Annotated in this window: 14 protein-coding genes and 2 pseudogenes; 6 read left to right on the forward strand and 10 right to left on the reverse strand. The window is 70.9% G+C overall.

The genetic code is table 11. From position 1 onward, the window contains the following. Window positions 1-35 precede the first annotated feature (35 nt). Window positions 36-1,204 (reverse strand): IS3 family transposase gene (locus ACFRCG_RS03275; protein ID WP_380028233.1). Its coding sequence is split into 2 segments (ribosomal slippage): window positions 36-955 and window positions 955-1,204, totalling 1,170 coding nucleotides; the frame shifts between segments, so codons are not numbered across the junction. Window positions 1,205-1,301: 97 nt separating this feature from the next. On the opposite strand from ACFRCG_RS03275, the gene ACFRCG_RS03280 reads away from it, so the two are divergent. Next, window positions 1,302-1,565, forward strand: a complete 264-nt coding sequence (locus tag ACFRCG_RS03280) for a hypothetical protein (RefSeq protein WP_380028235.1) — start codon at window positions 1,302-1,304, stop codon at window positions 1,563-1,565. Window positions 1,566-1,664: 99 nt separating this feature from the next. Here ACFRCG_RS03280 and ACFRCG_RS03285 read toward each other — a convergent pair. Both ACFRCG_RS03285 and ACFRCG_RS03290 read right to left on the reverse strand, forming a co-directional pair. Continuing rightward, window positions 1,665-2,138: pseudogene (locus ACFRCG_RS03285) on the reverse strand (leucine zipper domain-containing protein); the annotation flags it as partial. Between the two features lie 371 nt (window positions 2,139-2,509). Beyond that, window positions 2,510-3,148, reverse strand: a complete 639-nt coding sequence (locus tag ACFRCG_RS03290) for a TetR/AcrR family transcriptional regulator (RefSeq protein ID WP_380028237.1) — start codon at window positions 3,146-3,148, stop codon at window positions 2,510-2,512. 61 nt (window positions 3,149-3,209) lie between these two features. On the opposite strand from ACFRCG_RS03290, the gene ACFRCG_RS03295 reads away from it, so the two are divergent. Both ACFRCG_RS03295 and ACFRCG_RS03300 read left to right on the forward strand, forming a co-directional pair. Continuing rightward, window positions 3,210-3,872, forward strand: coding sequence for a class I SAM-dependent methyltransferase (locus ACFRCG_RS03295; RefSeq protein WP_380028239.1), 663 nt, complete (start codon window positions 3,210-3,212; stop codon window positions 3,870-3,872). 923 nt (window positions 3,873-4,795) lie between these two features. Continuing rightward, window positions 4,796-5,710, forward strand: coding sequence for a transposase (locus tag ACFRCG_RS03300; protein WP_380028241.1), 915 nt, complete (start codon window positions 4,796-4,798; stop codon window positions 5,708-5,710). On the opposite strand, the pseudogene ACFRCG_RS03305 reads toward ACFRCG_RS03300, so the two are convergent. Then, window positions 5,661-6,110, reverse strand: a pseudogene (locus tag ACFRCG_RS03305) (transposase); the annotation flags it as partial. The gene ACFRCG_RS03300 and the pseudogene ACFRCG_RS03305 overlap by 50 nt on opposite strands. Before the next feature lie 181 nt (window positions 6,111-6,291). On the opposite strand from ACFRCG_RS03305, the gene ACFRCG_RS03310 reads away from it, so the two are divergent. Together ACFRCG_RS03310 and ACFRCG_RS03315 are read left to right on the forward strand one after the other, a co-directional pair. Beyond that, window positions 6,292-6,615, forward strand: a complete 324-nt coding sequence (locus tag ACFRCG_RS03310; RefSeq protein ID WP_380028444.1) for a hypothetical protein — start codon at window positions 6,292-6,294, stop codon at window positions 6,613-6,615. A 158-nt stretch (window positions 6,616-6,773) separates the two neighbouring features. Next, window positions 6,774-7,376 carry a GPP34 family phosphoprotein gene (locus tag ACFRCG_RS03315; RefSeq protein WP_380028243.1) on the forward strand — a complete coding sequence of 201 codons (603 nt, stop codon included), beginning with the start codon at window positions 6,774-6,776 and terminating at the stop codon, window positions 7,374-7,376. A gap of 923 nt (window positions 7,377-8,299) precedes the next feature. On the opposite strand, the gene ACFRCG_RS03320 is transcribed toward ACFRCG_RS03315, so the two are convergent. Further along, complete coding sequence (locus tag ACFRCG_RS03320; RefSeq protein WP_380028245.1) at window positions 8,300-8,614, reverse strand: helix-turn-helix domain-containing protein; 315 nt, start codon at window positions 8,612-8,614, stop codon at window positions 8,300-8,302. Between the two features lie 701 nt (window positions 8,615-9,315). Then, on the reverse strand, window positions 9,316-11,511 hold the full coding sequence (locus ACFRCG_RS03325; RefSeq protein ID WP_380028247.1) for a hemopexin repeat-containing protein: 2,196 nt from the start codon (window positions 11,509-11,511) through the stop codon (window positions 9,316-9,318). A gap of 474 nt (window positions 11,512-11,985) precedes the next feature. Between ACFRCG_RS03325 and ACFRCG_RS03330 the strand changes: the two genes are divergently transcribed. Further along, a complete protein-coding gene (locus ACFRCG_RS03330) occupies window positions 11,986-12,573 on the forward strand; it encodes a hypothetical protein (RefSeq protein ID WP_380028250.1) in 588 nt (195 codons plus the stop codon). Between the two features lie 190 nt (window positions 12,574-12,763). On the opposite strand, the gene ACFRCG_RS03335 is transcribed toward ACFRCG_RS03330, so the two are convergent. The 4 genes from ACFRCG_RS03335 to ACFRCG_RS03350 all read right to left on the reverse strand — a co-directional run bounded on the left by ACFRCG_RS03335 (window position 12,764) and on the right by ACFRCG_RS03350 (window position 17,936). Further along, window positions 12,764-13,549: a transposase gene (locus ACFRCG_RS03335; protein ID WP_380028252.1), complete on the reverse strand. Its 786-nt coding sequence runs from the start codon at window positions 13,547-13,549 to the stop codon at window positions 12,764-12,766. A gap of 51 nt (window positions 13,550-13,600) precedes the next feature. Next, window positions 13,601-14,068: a hypothetical protein gene (locus ACFRCG_RS03340; protein WP_380028254.1), complete on the reverse strand. Its 468-nt coding sequence runs from the start codon at window positions 14,066-14,068 to the stop codon at window positions 13,601-13,603. Between the two features lie 425 nt (window positions 14,069-14,493). Then, a complete protein-coding gene (locus ACFRCG_RS03345) occupies window positions 14,494-17,418 on the reverse strand; it encodes a tetratricopeptide repeat protein (protein WP_380028256.1) in 2,925 nt (974 codons plus the stop codon). A gap of 77 nt (window positions 17,419-17,495) precedes the next feature. After that, window positions 17,496-17,936 (reverse strand): hypothetical protein, encoded by a 441-nt coding sequence (locus ACFRCG_RS03350; protein WP_380028258.1) that lies wholly within the window; start codon window positions 17,934-17,936, stop codon window positions 17,496-17,498. Window positions 17,937-18,079: the final 143 nt, after the last annotated feature.

An 18,079-nucleotide genomic window follows, 5' to 3' on the forward strand; every position in this document is an offset into this window, starting at 1 on the left:
CTCCGCGTTTTCCGGACGCCTTGTTTGCTGTCTTCTTATGCCGCGAGTCTGAGTTCGTCGTGGTCCCGCAGGGCTTCGAGGGGTGTGCGGTATCCCAGAGCGGAGTGGAGTCGTCGGCGATTGTAGAAGCCCTCGATGTATCTGACAACTTCGCGGCGTGCCTTCGCGTGGTTCGTGAAGACGTAGCGGTTCAGGCATTCGTTCTTGAGCGCGCCGAAGAAGGATTCCGCCATCGCGTTGTCCCAGCACACTCCGGTGCGCCCGACCGATTGCCGCATGTCGAGACGGTCCAGGATGCGGGCGAATTCCTCCGAGGTGTAATTGCTGCCGCGATCGGAGTGGAAGATCGCGTCCTTCTCGATCACCATGCGTCCCCGGGCTATGTCGAGTGCCGAGGTGACGAGCGAGGTTTTGAAATGGTCGGCCATCGCCCAGCCGACGACCGCCTTGCTGTGGCAGTCGATCACGGTCGCGAGATAAAGAAAGCCTTCCCAGGTCGGAATGTAGGTGACGTCGCCGACGAGTTTGGCTCCCGGTCGGTCGGCGGTGAAGTCGCGGCGGACGAGGTCGGGGATGCGCGGGTGCGGCGCGCCGGGCCGGGTGGTGACGGCCCGCCAGGGCCGTGGTTGGCACGGGACCAGGCCCAGGTCGCGCATCAGGGCGCGGACCAGCTCGGGCGAGGCCGTCTCGCCGGAGCGGGCCAGGACGGCGTGGACGCGCCGATATCCGTAGGTCTCGTGATTCGCGGTGAAGATCTCCTTGATCGCCGACATCAGTCTGAGGCGTCGTCGTGCCGTGGCCGATTCCGGGCGGGTGCGCCATTCGTAGTATCCGGAGCGGGATACGTCGAGCCATCGGCACATGTCGGCGATGCGAAAACCTGCCTTCTCCGCGTCGACGAGTTCGTAGCGGGAACTCACCGATGGTTGCGGGCGAAGAAGGCGCTTGCTTTTACCAGGAAGGCATTCTCCTCGCGGAGTTTCCTGATCTCGCGTTCGAGTTCCCGTTCCCGCGCGGACACGGGTCCGTCGCCTCGGGGCGTCGATCCGGGTTCCGTCGTGGCCCTGCGGTGTTGCGCGACCCAGTTCCCGAGCGTGGTGTCGTTTATTCCCAACTCACGCGCGACCTGGACGATCGGGCGAGGCCCGTCCAACACCAGGCGAACGGCCTCGTCCTTGAACTGCTGCGTATATCTCTTCGGCACGTGCCTTCTCTTTCCGGTTCCTTACAACCCTACGCGGGCTGCTGTCCGGAAGATCAAGGGCACCTCAGAGCACTGCATTGCGACATTCGCCGGGCTCTTGGAGCACTGGACGGGCGGATCGTGGCTCGGCGTGCGCATGGCACCCGATTCGGTCGAGACCCATGGCGAGTTGAGTGACCTGCTTTTCAAGTGGTCCACCCCCCACGCAGACGACTCGTTGATCGGGCTGGCCTCCAGTGTGCTCGACTGTGACGATCGCATCATCACCGACCTGCGCGCTTTGGAGGCGACCTTGCGACTCCAAGCGCGACACGAAATGGAGATCCGGGAATTCACGGCCACCGATGGAGGGAACGACTGATCTCGGACCCGGTCTGTTGTTCCCGGCGCGCTGCAAGCGATCTAGGTGTATTCACCCGTGTGGTAGGTGACGCGGCCGGCGGGTGGGTGGCCGCCGAGTGCCGAGGGTCTTGTGGCCGCCGCCCTCGGGGATGTTGCCGAGCTTCTTGACGTCGACGTGGACGAGGTCGCCGGGCGCGGCGTGTTCGTGGCGGCGGACGGCCCGTCCGGTGGCCCGCTTGAGACGGGTGAGGCGGGCGAGGCGGTAACGGGTGAGGACGCGGTGCACGGTCGCCGGGTTCAGGCCGAGGAGGTAGGCGATGCGGGCGGGTCGCCACCGGCGGAGCACGCGGACCTTCACGATCCTGCGCTCGGTCCGGCTCGGTGTCCGTCGCGGGCTGCGGTGGGGCCTGGAGGAGCGGTCGGCCATACCGTCCTCGCCGGCCTCGCGATAGCGGGCGGACCATCGGGCGGCGGTGGTCGCCGACACCTGGAAGCGCTCCGCGGCACGTCGCAGGGGCCAGGCATCGTCGACGACGCAGCGGGCCGGGCGCAGGCGTCCGGTCTCGGTCAGAGGTGCATTACGGTGGGGCACGACGGCCTTTCGTTTGGTCGGTGCAGATGTCGCAATCCACACCGAACCCGAAAGGCCCTCATCCGTTCAAGACCACCCGACCATGCGGTCCGTCACCAACCTCCGTGGGCAATACACCTGGTCGGCCCCGCGAGCGCGGGGATGCTCCTGCCGAGTCACGTCACCCCTGATACCCCGCAGCGTTGCCCCGCGAGTCGGGCCCTGGACAGGGAGTGGTCGGGAGGGCCGGAGTTTGTTTGTCGTGGTCGGCCTACCGGTCCGACGACTTGGGTGGCCGGGATGATCCTGTCGGTGTGGGGTCCGGTACGGGTGTCGGCCGGGTGGTCGGGCACCGGCATTGCGGGCTGGAGGACATCGTGATGTCCGTCCGTTCAGCCGGGGTCGGCGCAGAGCTGGGAGGTCAAGGTGCTTCGGGCCCACTCTTCCCACGTGTCCGGTGACCAGTTGCGGTCGCGGACGAGGATCAGGTAGAGCTGTGGGCTGAGCAGGCCGAACAGCAGGTCTGCAGCCATCTCGACGGAGAAGCCGGGACGGATGTCGGGCTTGCGGGCGAGGGCTTCGGCCGCTGCGTACTGCACGGTGTAACGCGGGTCGGGGCCGTCCGGCCACTGTGCGGCGATCTCGGGGTCGGTGGCTGCGGCGGTCGCGATCAGCGGCATGATCGGGGCGACGCGGCCGAGGATCGCGCGGGTGCCGCGGACGTGCGCGCGCAGCTGGCCGGCCGCGGTGGGCTCGGCGCACGCGGCGCGAAACCATTCACGGTCCATGGTCGCGACCGGCTCGGTGTCCCCGGCGATGGACGCGTCGACGACGTCCTTGAACAGCGTGCGCTTGTTGCGGAAGACGAAGTAGACCGTCTGGACGGCCACGCCCGCCCGGTCCGCGATCTCCTGCAGGCTCGTCGCCCCGTAACCCCGCGCGACGAACAGCTCGCGAGCCGCCTCGACGATCTTCTCGCGCGTGCGTCGTGAGCGCTCGGCGCGCTTGTCCGGCCGCTTGACATTGTCCATGTGGCGAGCATATCTCTAGAGTACGACACTAGAGATTGACTCTAATTTCTTGGGGGAGACGATGGACCAGTCCAACACCACCCGGAAGCCCGACCCGGCCTCGACACGGCGAAACCCGGAAGAGGAAGCCGTCCACCGCGCACTGGAGGGCTACTACCGCACCGGCAAGGCCCCATGGGACACCGGAGTGACACCGCCCGAGCTGGTCACCCTGACAGAGGGGCAAGGCGCACTGCCGCCCGGCCGCGCCCTCGAACTCGGCTGCGGCACCGGAACCAACGCCATCCACCTCGCACGACACGGCTGGAAGGTGACAGCCGTCGACCTGATCGACCGCGCAGTCGACCAGGCCAAGAAGAAGACCGCGCAGGCGGGAGTAACGGTGCGACTGCTGCACGGAGACGCCACCCGCCTCGACGAGCTGGACGCGCCCGGCCCCTTCGACCTGTTCTTCGACCTGAGCTGCTACTGCGGCATCCCGCTGCACCGCCGCGACGCCTACGCCGCCGGGCTCACCCAACGCGCCGCTCCCGGAGCACGGTTGCTGATGTTCGGATACGGCCCCGAGCCACACGGCAACTCGACCACCGAGATCACGTCATGGGCGGCGGGCGTCACAGCCGACGAACTCCGCGCCAGATTCCCCGGCTGGGAACTGCTCGACGTCACACCCGGTACCAACTCGGTGCCGACCTTCTGGTTCACACTGCGCCGCGACGCCTAAGATGCCGCAGGGGTTGATGTCGGACCAGAAGCGCGCGAGTCGCCCCCGCTCGGGCCGCCGCCGGTCGGTCCGGCACGACCGCCGCCTCCGCGCACGGAGGGGGTCGGTCGGGTGAACCACCGCCGTGGCGGCGGAGATTCGCCTCGCCGAAGACGACGCATGGATGGCATGATGCAACCGAACGAAAAAGCTGTTACCCGCTGGTAGATGCCCAGGTCATCCAGTGTCGGCCCCGCGCAAGCGGGGATGGTCCTCCTCGCGATGCGGCGCACCCGCGCTGCCTCCGGTCGGCCCGCGAACACGGGGATGCTCCTGGGCAAGCGCGGCGTGATCTCGGATTACGCGGGTCGGCCCCGCGAGCGCGGGGATGTTCCCCAGTACCGCCAACACTGGCGCGCTCTGGTCGGATCGGCCCCGCAGTAGGCGGGGGAGGTCCCGGTGGGGGACGGCCAGAAGTCCACTTCGTGCAGTCGGGTCCGGGCACCTGGGGGATTCGGTTCCTCGACGATTTCGGTCCCCGCGTGCGGGACGCGCCGCCGGTGCCTGCCGACGTCCACGTCGAAGGCGGAGTCGACACCGATGGCTGCGATCCTTGGTCGACCCCGAGGGTTGACCGCCATCTCGCGTGGACGCGTACCCTGTACGACACCCCGAAGGTGATCATCCCGGGACTCCCGGCTGCGCTCCTCCGGCGCCGTGAGTACCCGGCACGGATGATCTCGGAGGAGGTGAATTCCCCGACGGCCCCGGCTACGCCCGGCGAGAGCGCACCGGCGACTGCGATGACACCTGGTCAACGAACGGTACGTGCCCGGGCGCAGCGTCTCCTTCACCGGCCACCGGCGGCACGGAAGAGTGCTCTCGGCCGGGTCGGCGTGGTGCCCGCAGGGCGGGTGTGGGTGCCGGGTAATGAGGTTTCGGGGTTGGCAATTGCCTTGTCTGGGGCGGGAGTTCATATCGTCGGCAAGCAGTACCTGGGATCGGTCGGGAAGATCGACCGCGGCGTCGTCACGGTGACCACGTGTTGGGCGGACGAGCGCGTCTACTACCTCCTGCACGCTGTTCCCTACACCCCGGCCCACCACTTCCCACAAGGCAGGAACGACCCCGACTTCCGCGCGAAACTGCGGATCGGGGCCGCCCCGGCCCGGGAAGCGAAGCAGGCGGGGGTGTTCTTCCGGGCGGTGGCCGCCGACTGCGCCCACGGCGACCAGGACGGCTTTCGCAGCGAACTCGCGGACGCGGGGCTGCCGTTCGTGATGGCGCTCAAGCCCGGCCACGGCGCCTGGAGCCACAAGGATGCGTTCAGGCCCACCGACACCGCCCGCGAACGTGCCCGGGCGGGCCCGAACCACCCCGGCGACTGGACAGCGGTCACCCGCACCTTCCGCAACGGAGGCACGGCCACCCGGTGGGCCGCCGACGCACGACTGGGTTGGTGGGGCCCCGACGGCACCACCCGCCCGGTGGTCGCCACCACCGATCCGGCCACCCCGCCCGCGCGTTCCACCCGGTACCTGGCCACCAACCCGCCCCGGCAGGGATCGCCCCGCGAGGCCACCAGCCGGCACCGGGCCGCCGACCCGGCCGAAGTGGTGCGCATATACGGGATCCGTCATTGGATCGAGCAAAGCTACAAGCAGGTCGAGGACGAACTCGGATGGGCCGACTTCCAAGTCCGCTCCGACACCGCCATCCGCCGCCACCAGACCCTGGTCAACTGCGCATTCTCCTTCTGCTGGGACACCTGGTTCGCCCCGCCCCCGCCCACCGAACTCCAGACCCTGATCAACGCCCTCGGCACAGGAAGACCCATCGACCTCTACACCCCGGTCTGACAAACCACCGGTAGTGTCCTGCGCCAGGAATTCGCTTCAGATAGGAAGCAAGGCGTTCGAGGATCTCGTCGGCGGTTCTGGTCCAGGCGAATGGGCGTGGGCTCTCGTTCCAAGTCCTGGTCCAGTCGCGGATGTCGTTCTCCAGGCTGCGGACGCTCTTGTGGACTCCGCGTCGCAGTCACCTGTCCGTCAGCAGACCGAACCAGCGCTCGACCTGGTTGAGCCACGACGCACTCGTCGGCGTGAAGTGCAGGTGGAAACGAGGATGCGCCGCGAGCCATTTCGCGATGGCGGGAGTCTTGTGGGTGGCGTAATTGTCACAGACCAGATGCACCTCCAGGTCCGCGGGGACCTCCTTGTCCAGTCTGACGAGGAACGTTCGGAGCAAGGTACGCCCGTGCGCGTGCGGTGGTGCCGCAGGTGTGGCGCAGGGTGCACCATGGGCACGCCCACGAGGGTTGTTCGTACGGGACCGGGCGGTGCGACGCGGCGATGCCGGCCCCGGTCGCTCCGACAGTGTCCGGTGTTCGGGCCGGGTTCCGGTTCCGGTGCCGTGCGAGGTGGGGGAGTGCTTGCGCAAGGTGGTGGTGGGGGACTCGGGAGCGGGCAAATCGTCGCTGTTGCAGGCCGGGATGTTGCCGCGGTTGGCCCTGGACGGGTTGGGCCCGGGGTCGGGGCGATGGCCGGTGCTGACCATGACCCCCACGCAGCGGCCGCTGCGGGAACTGGCCCACGGGCTGGCCGGGCTGGCCGAGGTGGACGTGGTGTCGGTGTACCGCTCGCTGCGCGACGACCTCCGGACCGCACCACAGCTGATCGAGCAGACCATACACGCGACACACACCCGAAGGTCCTCGTGGAAGTGCTTGGTACGGTCCGGGCCGAAATCGGGGATCTCGGCCTGAAGAGCTGCGGAGGACAACCTTTCACCACCTCCACCTCCACCTCCGTCTCCAGGCCGGGCGCCACGCGCCGAGGTGTGGCAGGGCAGGCGGGACCCTAGGCTCGTGGCAGGACAGTGCGGGGTCCGCCTCGGGCCCCGAGCCCGGATGGGGAGTGCGCCATGTCGACCGCCAGGGACCTGATGATCACGGCATTGGACGTGCGGCCCAGCCGCCCTGTCGAGCGTGGCGGGTTGTCGCTCGCGCTGGCAGGGGCCGAGCTGATCGACCTCCTGGCCGCCGAGGCGATCGAGCTGGACGTGGACCGCATCAGGCCCAGGCCGAAGAGCATCTTGTCCGACCCGCTCCTCGACCAGGCCGCCGAGGCACTGGTACGCGAGGCGCCGTACGAATCGGTCGAGGAATGGCTGTGGCGCCGCGGACGGGACCTGGCCGCCACGTACGCGGCGGCCGTCATCGACGAAGGGCTGCTGGCTTCGAAGGGGAAACGGATGCCCTTCGGGCATGGCGGGGCGCCGGAACTGGCCGACTCCCCGGAACGCAGCGCGGCCGCCGCGCGCTGGGCGGCGGACGAGCCCGTCGTCGCCACCCTCGGTGCTGCCGCCGGGATCCGCCAGGAGGCCCCCGGAAACGGGCAGTCAGCCGACCCCGCGGTGGTGACCGTACTCGCCGCGGTCGACGACGCGACCGTGGAGCTGGAGGCGGTGCGCCAGCGCCGCGGCATCGAGCAGGCTGCGTTCGACAACATCTGGCGGGGCTTCTAAGCCGACAAGCGGTCAGCCGATCAGTTCGCGCGTCAGAGGAGTCGCGTAGGTGAGCGTGAGCGTCGATCCGGCGTGCATCCTCGAGGTCAGCCCGCCGCGCCGGGCGCGACGATCCTGCCCGGACGACCACGCCCTGCCGGTCGCGGCAGTGGAGCGGCATCGGGCGGTGATCGCCGGACGGGACGTCTACCACGGCCCCTACGCCAGGGTCGCGGCGCTCGCGCACAGTCCGGGCCCCATGCGCCGGCTGGGGCACTCGAACCTGGGGGTGGCCGTCGCGGTGGCCCACGGTTACCTCTCGGCGTGCGGGGTGTCGGCCGACCTGGCCCAAGCTGGTGTCATCGCGCCCGCCGACGAGTCGACCCGCGCCTCCTCCACCGCGGCGAGCCTCGCGGCGGTCCTGAAATCCTGGGAGACCACCGACCGAGTCCTCGTCCCCGGGCGGCCCTGCCCTCGGCGATGTCGGCGCGTGTGTCGGGGCCGCTGGCGCGAGAAGACGGTGGGCGCCCGGCGAACACCGCAGCCCGACGGACTCCGAGACCCAGGGAGGCCGACAGCCCGATGGATCCGACGCTCGGCCCTGCGGTTTCGGTGGGCGGTGTTCGGCGAGCCCCTCCCGGAGGGGGTGGGTCGGCCTGCGGTGTCGCCGTACCACGGCCCGGAACTTTCGGGTCCATGGATGACCGAAGTAGCGATCCCACCAGGTGGCCGGCCACCGCTCGTCCGTCCGCAACGGCGCGGGTCCGTCGTGGCGGGTGTGAAACAGTTTTTCCGACACCACCACATACCCGATGTCGCTCAGGGCGCGTTCCACGGTGGAGAGGTCCCCGACGTCCAGCGCGCCTTCCTCGCGCGCGCGTCGTCCGTCCCCAGATACGCGCCGGGGTTCTCCGCCGCCACCATGGCAAGCGAGCCGAAGTTGCTCACGGACACGACGATCCGCTCACCACACACCGCCGCCTCGCCCGGGACGACGACACAGGCATACTCGAACCCAGCACCTCGACGGGCATGTCCACCGCGGCGGCCGGCCTGCGCAGCACAGCCACGTCCCGACCCGAACGCGCGCCCGACTCCAGGCGCGAGACGGTCGAGGCGGAGTAGCCGAGGATCGAACCCAGGTCGCGCTGCCGCCAGTTCCGCGCCAATCGCCCCGGACGCACCAGGCCCCCGACATCACCACGCGCGGCCAGGACCCGCACCCGCGGCGTATCCCACGGCGGACGGAGCTCGACCATCACGACCCCCTTGGGCGCGCGGCGCGCAGACGATGTCCGCCCCCACCGTAGCCGGCGAATCACCCAGCGTCGACGCCGTGTGCACAACACGCACACCGATTGCACATCCCGCACGCCGCCTTCCCACCCCCGCTCCGACGCGATTGAGCTCTCGCAGGAGCGCCGGCACCACGTCGCCGCCCAGGGCGACCAGCGCGTCCGCGGCCGCGTCACGGCGCTCCGGGTCCCCCAGGTCACGTATGAGCCCGTCCGCACGGTCAACCGCCTTGTTCAGTCCCCGATCGGATGTGCCCGACCCTCGTGCAGGCGACACGATGCCGCCCATCACCGACAGGACGGGGTGCACGACGACGAGGACGGCGGGGCCGCGCGTTACGGCGCGGTGCTCGCGCGGACCGCCGGTCTGATCGCGATGACGGTCTGCGTCGGGATGGTCGCGAACTCCTACCACCCGCCGTGACCGACGGCCGCCGGCGCGACGAGCGGGCCGCGCGCCGACCCCCGGGGACGTTACCCCCGGGGGGGTCGGCCGACCTCGACGATGCCGGCGGTGACGGGGACTCGCCACAGGAGCCTCGGTACCCCGCGCCGGTATGCCGGGCGGAACTGTTCGGCGGATCGCCCGGCCTGGTGGTCGCGGGACGAGCGTGCGCGACATTCGTTCCCACCTCGCCGGCGTCCACGGCGTCGCCGTCGACCGATCAGGGGGCGGGGAAGCCGAGGTTCCAGGTGTCGATGATGGGTTTGGGCCCGATGTCGATCCTGTCCTGGGTGAGGTTGTAGCGGAGGCAGAGGTCGGCGTGGAACATCCAGACCTCGTTGGCGATGTGGAGGGCGTGGTACGCGGCGTCGATGCGGCGGCTGAACGGGGTGTCGCGCAGGCCCTTCCATCCGTCGGCGATGGGGGTGGGGGGAACCCGTACCTCTCCCCATTCGCCGAAGCGGATGTACTGGTCGCCGGCGAAGAACCACGTGTCGCCGGTGCCGGGCACGTCGAGGGCGGTGTCGATTCCGCCGGCGAAGGCGGTGCCCTTCGTTGCCGTCCAGGCGTCGGCGATGGGGGTGGGCGCGACGTCGACGTTGTGGTTGTCGAGGTCGTAGCGCAGGTAGTGGTCGCCGTGGAAAAACCACGCCTGGTGGGGCGTGTTGTCCCTCTTGGGGACGGTGAGGGTGGCGTCGACGCGGTCGGCGAATCCGTGGACGTCCAGGCCGAGGAACATCGCGGCGGCCGTGTCGGCGTGCTGGACGACGATGTTGTCGTCGACGTCGAACCGGAGGCAGACCTCGTCGTGGAACATCCACACCTGCGTCCACGGTCCGGCGCCGGGGTTGGGGCGGGGCAGGAGGGCGCTTACGCCGTCGACGAACGTCTTGTACCGCAGGGTGGCCCAGCCGGCGTGGATGCGCCGGGGGCCGGCGAAGACGGTGTGGCTCTGGATGTTGTAGCGGAGGTAGTCCTCGCCCTGGAAGAGCCACAGATCCTCGGTGCTGCCGGGGATGTTCAGCGCGGCGCTGACGCCGAGGGCGAAGGGGGTGTCCGCGAGGTGGTACAGGTGTTGGCCGATGGGCCAGGGGCCGTCGATGGTGTTGGTCGCGAGGTGGTAGTAGAGGACCTCGGAGTCGCGGAAGAAGAACAGGCCGCCGGTGCGGTCGCCGGGGTCCTGGACGACGGCGTCGACGTAGTCGACGAACGAGGTGTTGCCCAGGGCGGGCCAGCCGTCGGCGATCTCGCGGACGCCGCCGGTGCGGTGGGTGGAGGTGTTGTAGCGCACGTACTGGTGTCCGCTGAACAGCCACACGTCGGTGGTGCTGCCGGGGACGGACACGACGGCGTCGATGCGCGAGGGAAAGTCGGTGTCCTTCAGGCCGGGCCACACCGACGCGATGGGGCGGGGATCGCCCGTGGTGACGGTGTTGTGGACGAGGTCGTAGGTCAGGCAGGTGCCCGGGCGGAACAACCACGCCTTGTTCGCGTCGGGTTGGTTCCCGGCGGCGTCCAGCACCGGGTAGAGACGAAGCCGCGGGGACGCCACGCTCGCGTACGCCCTCGCCTGCGCGGCCCCGGTCGCGGAGGTGGAGGTGGAGCCGGCGCCCCCGCGGCCGGGCCGCACGTGCAGGATCGTCAGCGCCGCCGCGACCGCGGGGAGGCTGCCGTAGGCACGGGACAGGGTGGTCTCCTGCACGGGTCGTCCCGGGGCGGTGAGGTAGTCGGTGAACAGGCCCGTGATCGAGTCCCAGCTGGTCTCCAACTGGGTGATCCGGTCCCGTTGGTCCCGGGTGATGGTGCCCCCGGTGACTCCCCACCTTCCCCGCCCCAGGATTGCCGCGATCCTGCGGAACCGTGTGGCCTCGCAGACCATCTCGACCAGGAAGCTCAACGCGGGCTGCTGGTTGGCCCGCAGGTCCGGCCCGGTCTGGAGCCGCGCGAGCGTGTCGCGCAAAGTGCCCCAGTTCAACCAGCCCCGGGTCAGACCGTCGGAACGATAGCTTTCACGGATCCCCGTGTCGTGGAGGGTGAAGCCTTCGTCGACGGCCATCGCCCGCACTCCGTCGGGCAGGTTCGACAGATGGTGGAAGGCGGTCTGCCCGGTCAGGGTGAAGCCCCACCCGTATACATCGGTGTCCTGGATGTAGAAGTCGACGGAGAACCTCGATTCGGCGTCGTACGAGGCGCTCCCGACGAGGCGGACCCGGAACACGCTGTCGGCCTGGTCGCGGGCGTGGGCCCGCCGCAGCCGGTACATCGTGACCACGCCGCTCCCGTCGGAGTTGGCGGACGTGTCGACCCGGTCGCCGTGGGGGGCGGCGACATGGTCCCGGATGGACCTGTTGAACGCGCCGTAGACCTCGACGTCGGCGTCGTCGAGGTCCAAGGTGGCGGCGAGGTACACGGGCATGTCGGTTTCCTGCTCCTGTCTCGAAGGGTCACAACGGGGTCCGGGCACGCGCCCCCCAACCGGGGGCACGCTTTACTCGGCGTCGGCCGGTACGCAGCGGACCCGAGGAGCCGCTCGCGGCCCGCCGTCCGTCGGGCCCGTCCCGTCCCGCCGGTTCCGCACGTAGCGCACGGGCTTCGATCGGCATGCCGACCCCATCCCACCCCGACCGGTGCCTGTCCGAGCGGTCCACCATCGGCGGCGACCGAAAATCGCAGAAGGTCGACCGGATCAATGATGGGAACGGGCGGGGGCTCGTGCCGAATCGATGGTGATCCTCGCGAGGCGACGCCAGGGAGGTCGAGGACTCGGACGGGACATGGGACCACCCGAAGGCGAACCCCGCGCACCCCAGACGGCTCGGCGGCCCGACGCGTACGGCGCCCGCGTGGTTCGACCGTGCGGTGACGCCCCTGGAATGAACACACCGAGCCCGTGCCCGGCGCTCACCGGCCGACGATCACGCCGGGCTCGTCCGACGCGGGGGAGAGGCCGACGTTCGTGTGGGAGCCGACCGAGCGCGTCTTCCGGACGACACACTCCGTCGCCGTCGGAGAGGGCCTGCTCCTGTGGCAGGCGCGCGAGTTCGCCCAGGCCGCCGACGGCGTGAACCGCATGCGGAAGGCCGTCCGCTACGCCACCCTGCCGGTGCGGAAGCGAGCCGCGCGGGTCCCGACGTACCTGCGACCGGAGAAGACCCTGGTGGACACCGGCGCCGACGTGGTTCTGTCGTGGGACGGACCCGACGACCTCGACTCCCCGCTCGTCCTCCCGGACGGGCGCGAGGAGCCCACCCAGACCGTGGCCCCGGGCAGTTACCGCCGGCGCCCCAGCGCGGACGCCGCCACCGTCCACGTGCGCGATTCCGAGTTCGAGACCCTCACCGCCGACACCGCGATACACACGCCACGGATCCAGGGCACCACCGCCGGGGGTCGCTTCGGCTTCACCGACGCCGGCGTGCACGTCGAGAACCCCGGGGGCGCGGGCGCGGGGACGTCACGGCCGGCGACGCCGACGTGAACGGACCGGTCGCCGACAACGCCTGAGTGAACCACGAGCTGTGGTCGGCCGGGGTCCAGGCGTCCGAGCCGACCGCCGGCTCGGCCCACGCCCGCAACCTCGATGCGACCACGGCGGACCTGCGACGTCACCGCCACGACCACCGGCCGGGTCGACGTCACCGGGCAACTCCTGGCGGCCACCGAGGTCGTCATGAACGAGTTCTCCGCCGGTCAGGCCCCCGCGTCATGGGGCAGCTCACGGCCGAACGCCTCCACGTCAAGGGTGATGAGGATCTTCGAAATCGGCTGAAAGGCTTGGGAGTTCGGGCTGGGACCGTGCCGGGCGGTATGCATTCGCTGAGACGGGCAACATTGGTTCCGGCGGCGACGAGGACGTGTTGCACGTGGGTCTTCGCCCGACCGCGGTAGCGGCAGTTGCGCAGGCCGTGGGCGCGCACGGTCTCGGAGACGGTGGCCTCGCAGCCGACGCGCATCGCCGTGCGACGCTTCCAGTCGTCGGTCTCCTGTTCGCGGCGGACCCGGTTCTGGATCTCCTGGAGCGGTCGAGGCATGAGCAGGATCTGCCGGCCTCGACCGCCGGTGTTGCCGGTGCATTTGAAACGGTCCTCGCAGGCGCGGCAGGTGGTGCGTGGGGAGAGTACGGAGATGCGCGGTTGCCGGCCGCCGCGGGTGGGTTTCCACGGTGGGCTGACGTTGCCGCGTGGGCAGGTGTGGGTCTGCCGTTCCCGGTCGATCGCGAAGTCCTCCTTGGCGAAGCCGGGATGCGCGGCCGCGCCCGGATCTGCGCGGACGGGTCCGACCAGGGCGACACCATGTTCGATGGCGGCGCGATGAATGGTCGCCGGGGTGACATAGCCGCTGTCGACCAGGTGTTCCGCGGGCAGGAAGCGCCGGGCCGCGAGCCCGGCATGGATGCGTTCCACCGCGTCGACGTCCTGTTCGGGGGCCGGTGTGGTGAGCACGTGCACGATCACGTTCGGGCCGCCCGTGTCGCAGGTCTCGGTCTGGTGGACCCGGTAGCCGACTCACGCCGCCTTGCCCTGTTGGCGTGGGAACCGCGCCTTGGGGTCGTGCGGGGTGACGATCTCCATCCCCGACCAGGGCACTCGCGCGGTCGCCGGGTCGGGCCGCCCGTCGACCCCCGGTTTCCCGGTGTTCCTGCGGGACATGTCGCGCCGACTCTGCCGGTCCTTGGTGTCCTTCGGCCCACGCCACCGCAGTCGGCCGTCGTGGTCGTACCAGTACTGCTGAACCCAGACCCGACGCAACACCTGCAAGGCCTCGAGGCGACGCAGTCCGGACAGAGCGTCGTCCGCGTGAATCGCGCGAAGGGTCGTCATGCCGTCCTCACCGATCTGCTCGACCCGTCGGGCCAGGGCCTCCTCGCCCTTGGGCAGGCGGTCGTAGCGGATCGGACGCCCGTATCGATCCGCCCAGTCCGCCGTGACCTGCGTGGACAGCCACTCCTCGGCGGTTGACGCCAATGCTTCCAACGCGGCTCGGAGCGTCTCGCTCCCAGGTGCCCCACCCGGGCCCGGTACGCCGCCGCACCCGCCGCGATCGTCCACGCCTGCTCGCGGGTGCGCTTGGGCCGAGGCCCGTCCGGCACGGCCGGCGCCGCCCCGGCCTCGGCCGAGCCGGCGGTGTCGGCCATCCCGGGCGGCGGGGTCAGCCCGGCACGAGCAGCTGCTCGCGCTGCGCCGCGTTCAACCCGTCCCACCCGGACCGCTGCTGCGCGCCCACCGCCCGATCCCCGTCCCGCGGTGCACGACGTCCGGGCCCGCACTGTCCGGCGCCCCGTCGCCGAGGCCGGCCAAGTACTCGGCCGCCAATGCGGCGGATGCAACGCCTCACCCTCCACCAACGCGTCCAACGCCGCGCTGCGCCCGCTGCAGGGGCGGTCGGCACCGCCGCATCTCTACCGGAGGCGGACGTTGTCAGTCGCTGGGGGTTCGTTGCCGAGCCGTCGGCGGATGTCCCGGGCTTCCTCGGAACGACCGAGCCCGTCGAGCAGGTCCGCTCGAGTCGCCTGTGCGGTCCGCAGGCGCTCGGCGAACACCTCGGGTGTCTTTGAGGCCAGGCGACGGAGGATCCGGGCGGCTTTCTCGATCGCGGCGAGGCCCTCGTCCTGTCGACCCACGTCCCCGTAATCGATCGCCAGGTTGTTCAGCGAGTCGGCGAGGTCGGGTTCGTGGGCGGCGGGGTTGGCTGTGGCCAGGCGGCGTCGGATGGTGACGGCTTCCTCGATCGCGGCCAGGCCCTCGTCCCGCCGGCCCACCGCACCGAGCTGGATCGACAGGTTGTTCAACGAGCCGGCGAGGTCGGGTTCGTACGCGGCGGGGTTGGCCGCGGCCAGGCGGCGGTAGATCTCGACGGCTTCCTCGATCGCGGCCAGACCCTCGTCCCACCGGCCCACGTTCCCGTAATCGACTGCCAGGTTGTTCAGCGAGTCGGCGAGGTTCGGTTCGTACGCGGCGCGGTTGACCGCGGCCAGGCGTCGCCGGATGCCGACGGCTTCCTCGATCGCGGCCAGACCCTCGTCCCGCCGGCCCACGTTCCCGAGTCGGATCGACAGGTTGTTCAACGCGGTGGCGAGGTCCGGCTCGTGGGCGGCGGGGTTCGCCGCGGCCAGGCGACGATAGACCCCAAGAGCTTCCTCGATCGCGGCCAGGCCCTCGGCCCGGCGCCCCGCCTCCCCGAGTCGGCCCGACAGGTTGTTCAGCGAGTCGGCGAGGTTCGGTTCGTACGCGGCGGGGTTGGCCGCGGCCAGACGGCGTCGGATGGTGACGGCTTCCTCGATCGCGGCCAGACCCTCGGCCCGCCGACCCACCGCACCGTAATCGACCGACAGGTTGTTCAGCGAGGTGGCGAGGTCGGGTTCGTGGGCGGCGGGGTTGGCTGCGGCCAGGCGGCGTCGGATGGTGACGGCTTCCTCGTTCGCGGCCAGGCCCTCGTCGCGCCGGCCCACGTTCCCGAGTCGGATCGACAGGTTGTTCAACGCGGTGGCGAGGTCCGGTTCGTATGCGGCGGGATCGGCCTCGGCCAGGCGGCGCAGGATGTCGTGTGCGTGTCGGTCGGCGGTGAGGGCTTGTCGGTGGAGTCCGGCGTTCGCGTAGCGGTTGGCGAGGGTGGAATGGAGGTGGGCGTGGTGGGCGGGGTCGGTGGTGGTGAGGCGGTGGGGGGTCAGGCGTGCGGTGAGAGCGGCGATGCCGGGGTCGAGGTCGGTGTGCCGGCCCTCGGGCAGGTGGGCGTCGATCGCCTCCAGGACGTCCACGGGCAGAGTGTCGAAGGCGGCGAGTGCGGCGAGGGCGGCGCCGCCGGCGTGGAGGGCGAGGGTGGGACGGCTGGTGAGCAGGGGCACGAGTTGGGTGGGGACGAGGTGGGGCCAGCGGGCGGCGGCCGCGATCAGCACGGTGAGGGCGGATCGGGCCCGACCGGCAACCCAATCAGTGGTGTTCGTGGTGGTGCCGGTGTGCCCGTCGGGCACGTCGTGGAGGAGGCGTGCGGGTGCGGTGGTGCTCCACGGGTCGGGGGTGGCGTGGGGCAGATGGTGGCCGGGGGTGGACAGGGCGATGAAGTCCTCGGCGAGACGGTCCGGGTACAGCGGTTCCAGGACGGTGCCCGCGTGCGGGTCGGCGGGTGGATACGGGACGGCGTGGTCGGTCAGGGCTCGGTCAGTGGTGTCACCGGTGCAGGCGCCGATCGCGACGAGCGCGGCGCGCCCGACGTCGTGGGAGACCACACCGGTCAGGGCCGCGGTGTAGGTGGTGCGGGCGAGGGTCTCGGCGGGGACGCTCACCCGCCGGTTCTCGTGCAACGCCCGCCAGTGGTCGCGTTCGCGGTCCAGGAGGTAGCCCGAGATCCGCCCCGGCGCGTCCAAGTCCGCCGCGGTGCCGGTGCGGTGGGCGTCGACGGCCGCCACCGCGGCCATGTGCACGGCCAGCACCTGCCCGAACCGCCGAGGATCGTCCAACGAGGCGGGTGCGGCGATCCTGTGCGGATCGGGGACGTCCAGAGCGGCGGCGAAGCGGTCCCGGGCGGCGGTGAACAGGACGTCGGGGCCGGTGCCCGGATCGTCGGTGAGCGCGGGCAGCGGCAGGACACCGGTGTCCACGTCGAGGCGATCCAGGCGATGCGCCAGGGTCTGCCACCACAGTCCGGCCGGACGCGCCACCAGCAGCACCCGCACCGGACACCCCTGCACGGCCGCGTGGGCGAGCAACGCGAGCAGGTCGGCCACCGGCCACCGCTCCGCGTAGTCGACCACCAGCAACACCCCCGCCGCCGACTCCCTTTCGCCGACCGCTTCGGGCCCGGGCCCGAATCGGTCCCCGCCCCCGGCGCCGCCCCCGCCCCCCCCGGGGTCGGCCCCCGACGAGGCGCCCCCAGAGACGTCCGCAGGCGCGGGGTCGGAGGCATGTCGGGCCTGCAACACCTCCCAACCCCCGCCGCACGTACGGGTGTCGACGGCGAAACGCGCGGCGAGCCGCGTCTTGCCCTGTCCGCCCGGGCCGTGCACCAGCAGCACCGACACCACCGGAGCGGGGCCGTCGCGCCACGCGGCAAGCCGTGCCAATTCTCCGTGTCGACCGGTGAAGTCGACGAGGGCGTACCGCGCCTGCAGCAATCGGGCGGGTTGTGCGCGTGCCTGCTCAACCGTCGGCGCCGCGCGCTCGGCGGGGAAGGCGTCGATCCGGTACAGCGCCCGCTCCGCGCTCGTGTGTGTGGTGATGTGCACGTCCCCGGTGACGCCGGACACCATGTTCACCGGCCCGTAGACCACCGATCCGGCCACCCACTGCCCCGGCCGCTTCCCCGCGGTCCACGTCGGGGTGCCCGCCACGGCCGCACGCCCCCCGGGCTCGGGAACAGGCGGGGTGGCACGGCGAGGCCACCAGCCGAACCGGCGCCCCGGGCCGGTCACGGGACCTCCTCGATGTCGACGTCCCCGTCGGTGCCTTGTACCTGGTCGACCGGGCCGGAGACCGTGCCGCCGTGCACCCGCTGCCCGTCCGCCGGCGCGGTATCACCCGCGGATGGCGGTGCACCCGGCGTGGCCGAGGGCGGGACGACCGGTCCGGTGCCGCGGCGGGTGATCCGCACGTTGCCGCCGGTGTCGGACACCTGCGCGACGCCGCCGGCGATCACGCCGTCGGTCACCGACTGCCCACCCGACGCGGTGCGTTCGCGCCATACCCCGACCACCGACACCACCAACCCGACCAACGCCACGAACAACCCGAGCACGCTCGCCCACTTGTCCGCCTCGTCCAACCCGACCACCACGAGGTACACCGCCAATCCCACCAGCGCCGCACCCGCCACCACACCGCCCACCCACGCCCACGTCTTGGCCGTCATCCCCCCATCGTCCGACCACCACCCCCACCGCGGAGCCCGCTTGCGCCGACGGTGACCCGCCCGTGACACCGACCGCCCCGCGACACCCACCGACCCCGTCGAGGCGACGACCGCTTCCCCGAACCCGCCTCAACCACCACGTC

Source organism: Embleya sp. NPDC056575 (assembly GCF_042793325.1).
GTDB lineage: Bacteria > Actinomycetota > Actinomycetes > Streptomycetales > Streptomycetaceae > Embleya.

Bases quoted from the DNA above. Each gene is read 5' to 3' on its own strand.
- ACFRCG_RS03290 (WP_380028237.1), bottom strand. From the start codon at position 3,148: ATGGACAATGTCAAGCGGCCGGACAAGCGCGCCGAGCGCTCACGACGC.
- ACFRCG_RS03325 (WP_380028247.1), bottom strand. From the start codon at position 11,511: ATGCCCGTGTACCTCGCCGCCACCTTGGACCTCGACGACGCCGACGTC.
- ACFRCG_RS03320 (WP_380028245.1), bottom strand. From the start codon at position 8,614: ATGGTCGAGCTCCGTCCGCCGTGGGATACGCCGCGGGTGCGGGTCCTG.
- ACFRCG_RS03295 (WP_380028239.1), top strand. From the start codon at position 3,210: ATGGACCAGTCCAACACCACCCGGAAGCCCGACCCGGCCTCGACACGG.
- ACFRCG_RS03315 (WP_380028243.1), top strand. From the start codon at position 6,774: ATGTCGACCGCCAGGGACCTGATGATCACGGCATTGGACGTGCGGCCC.
- ACFRCG_RS03350 (WP_380028258.1), bottom strand. From the start codon at position 17,936: ATGACGGCCAAGACGTGGGCGTGGGTGGGCGGTGTGGTGGCGGGTGCG.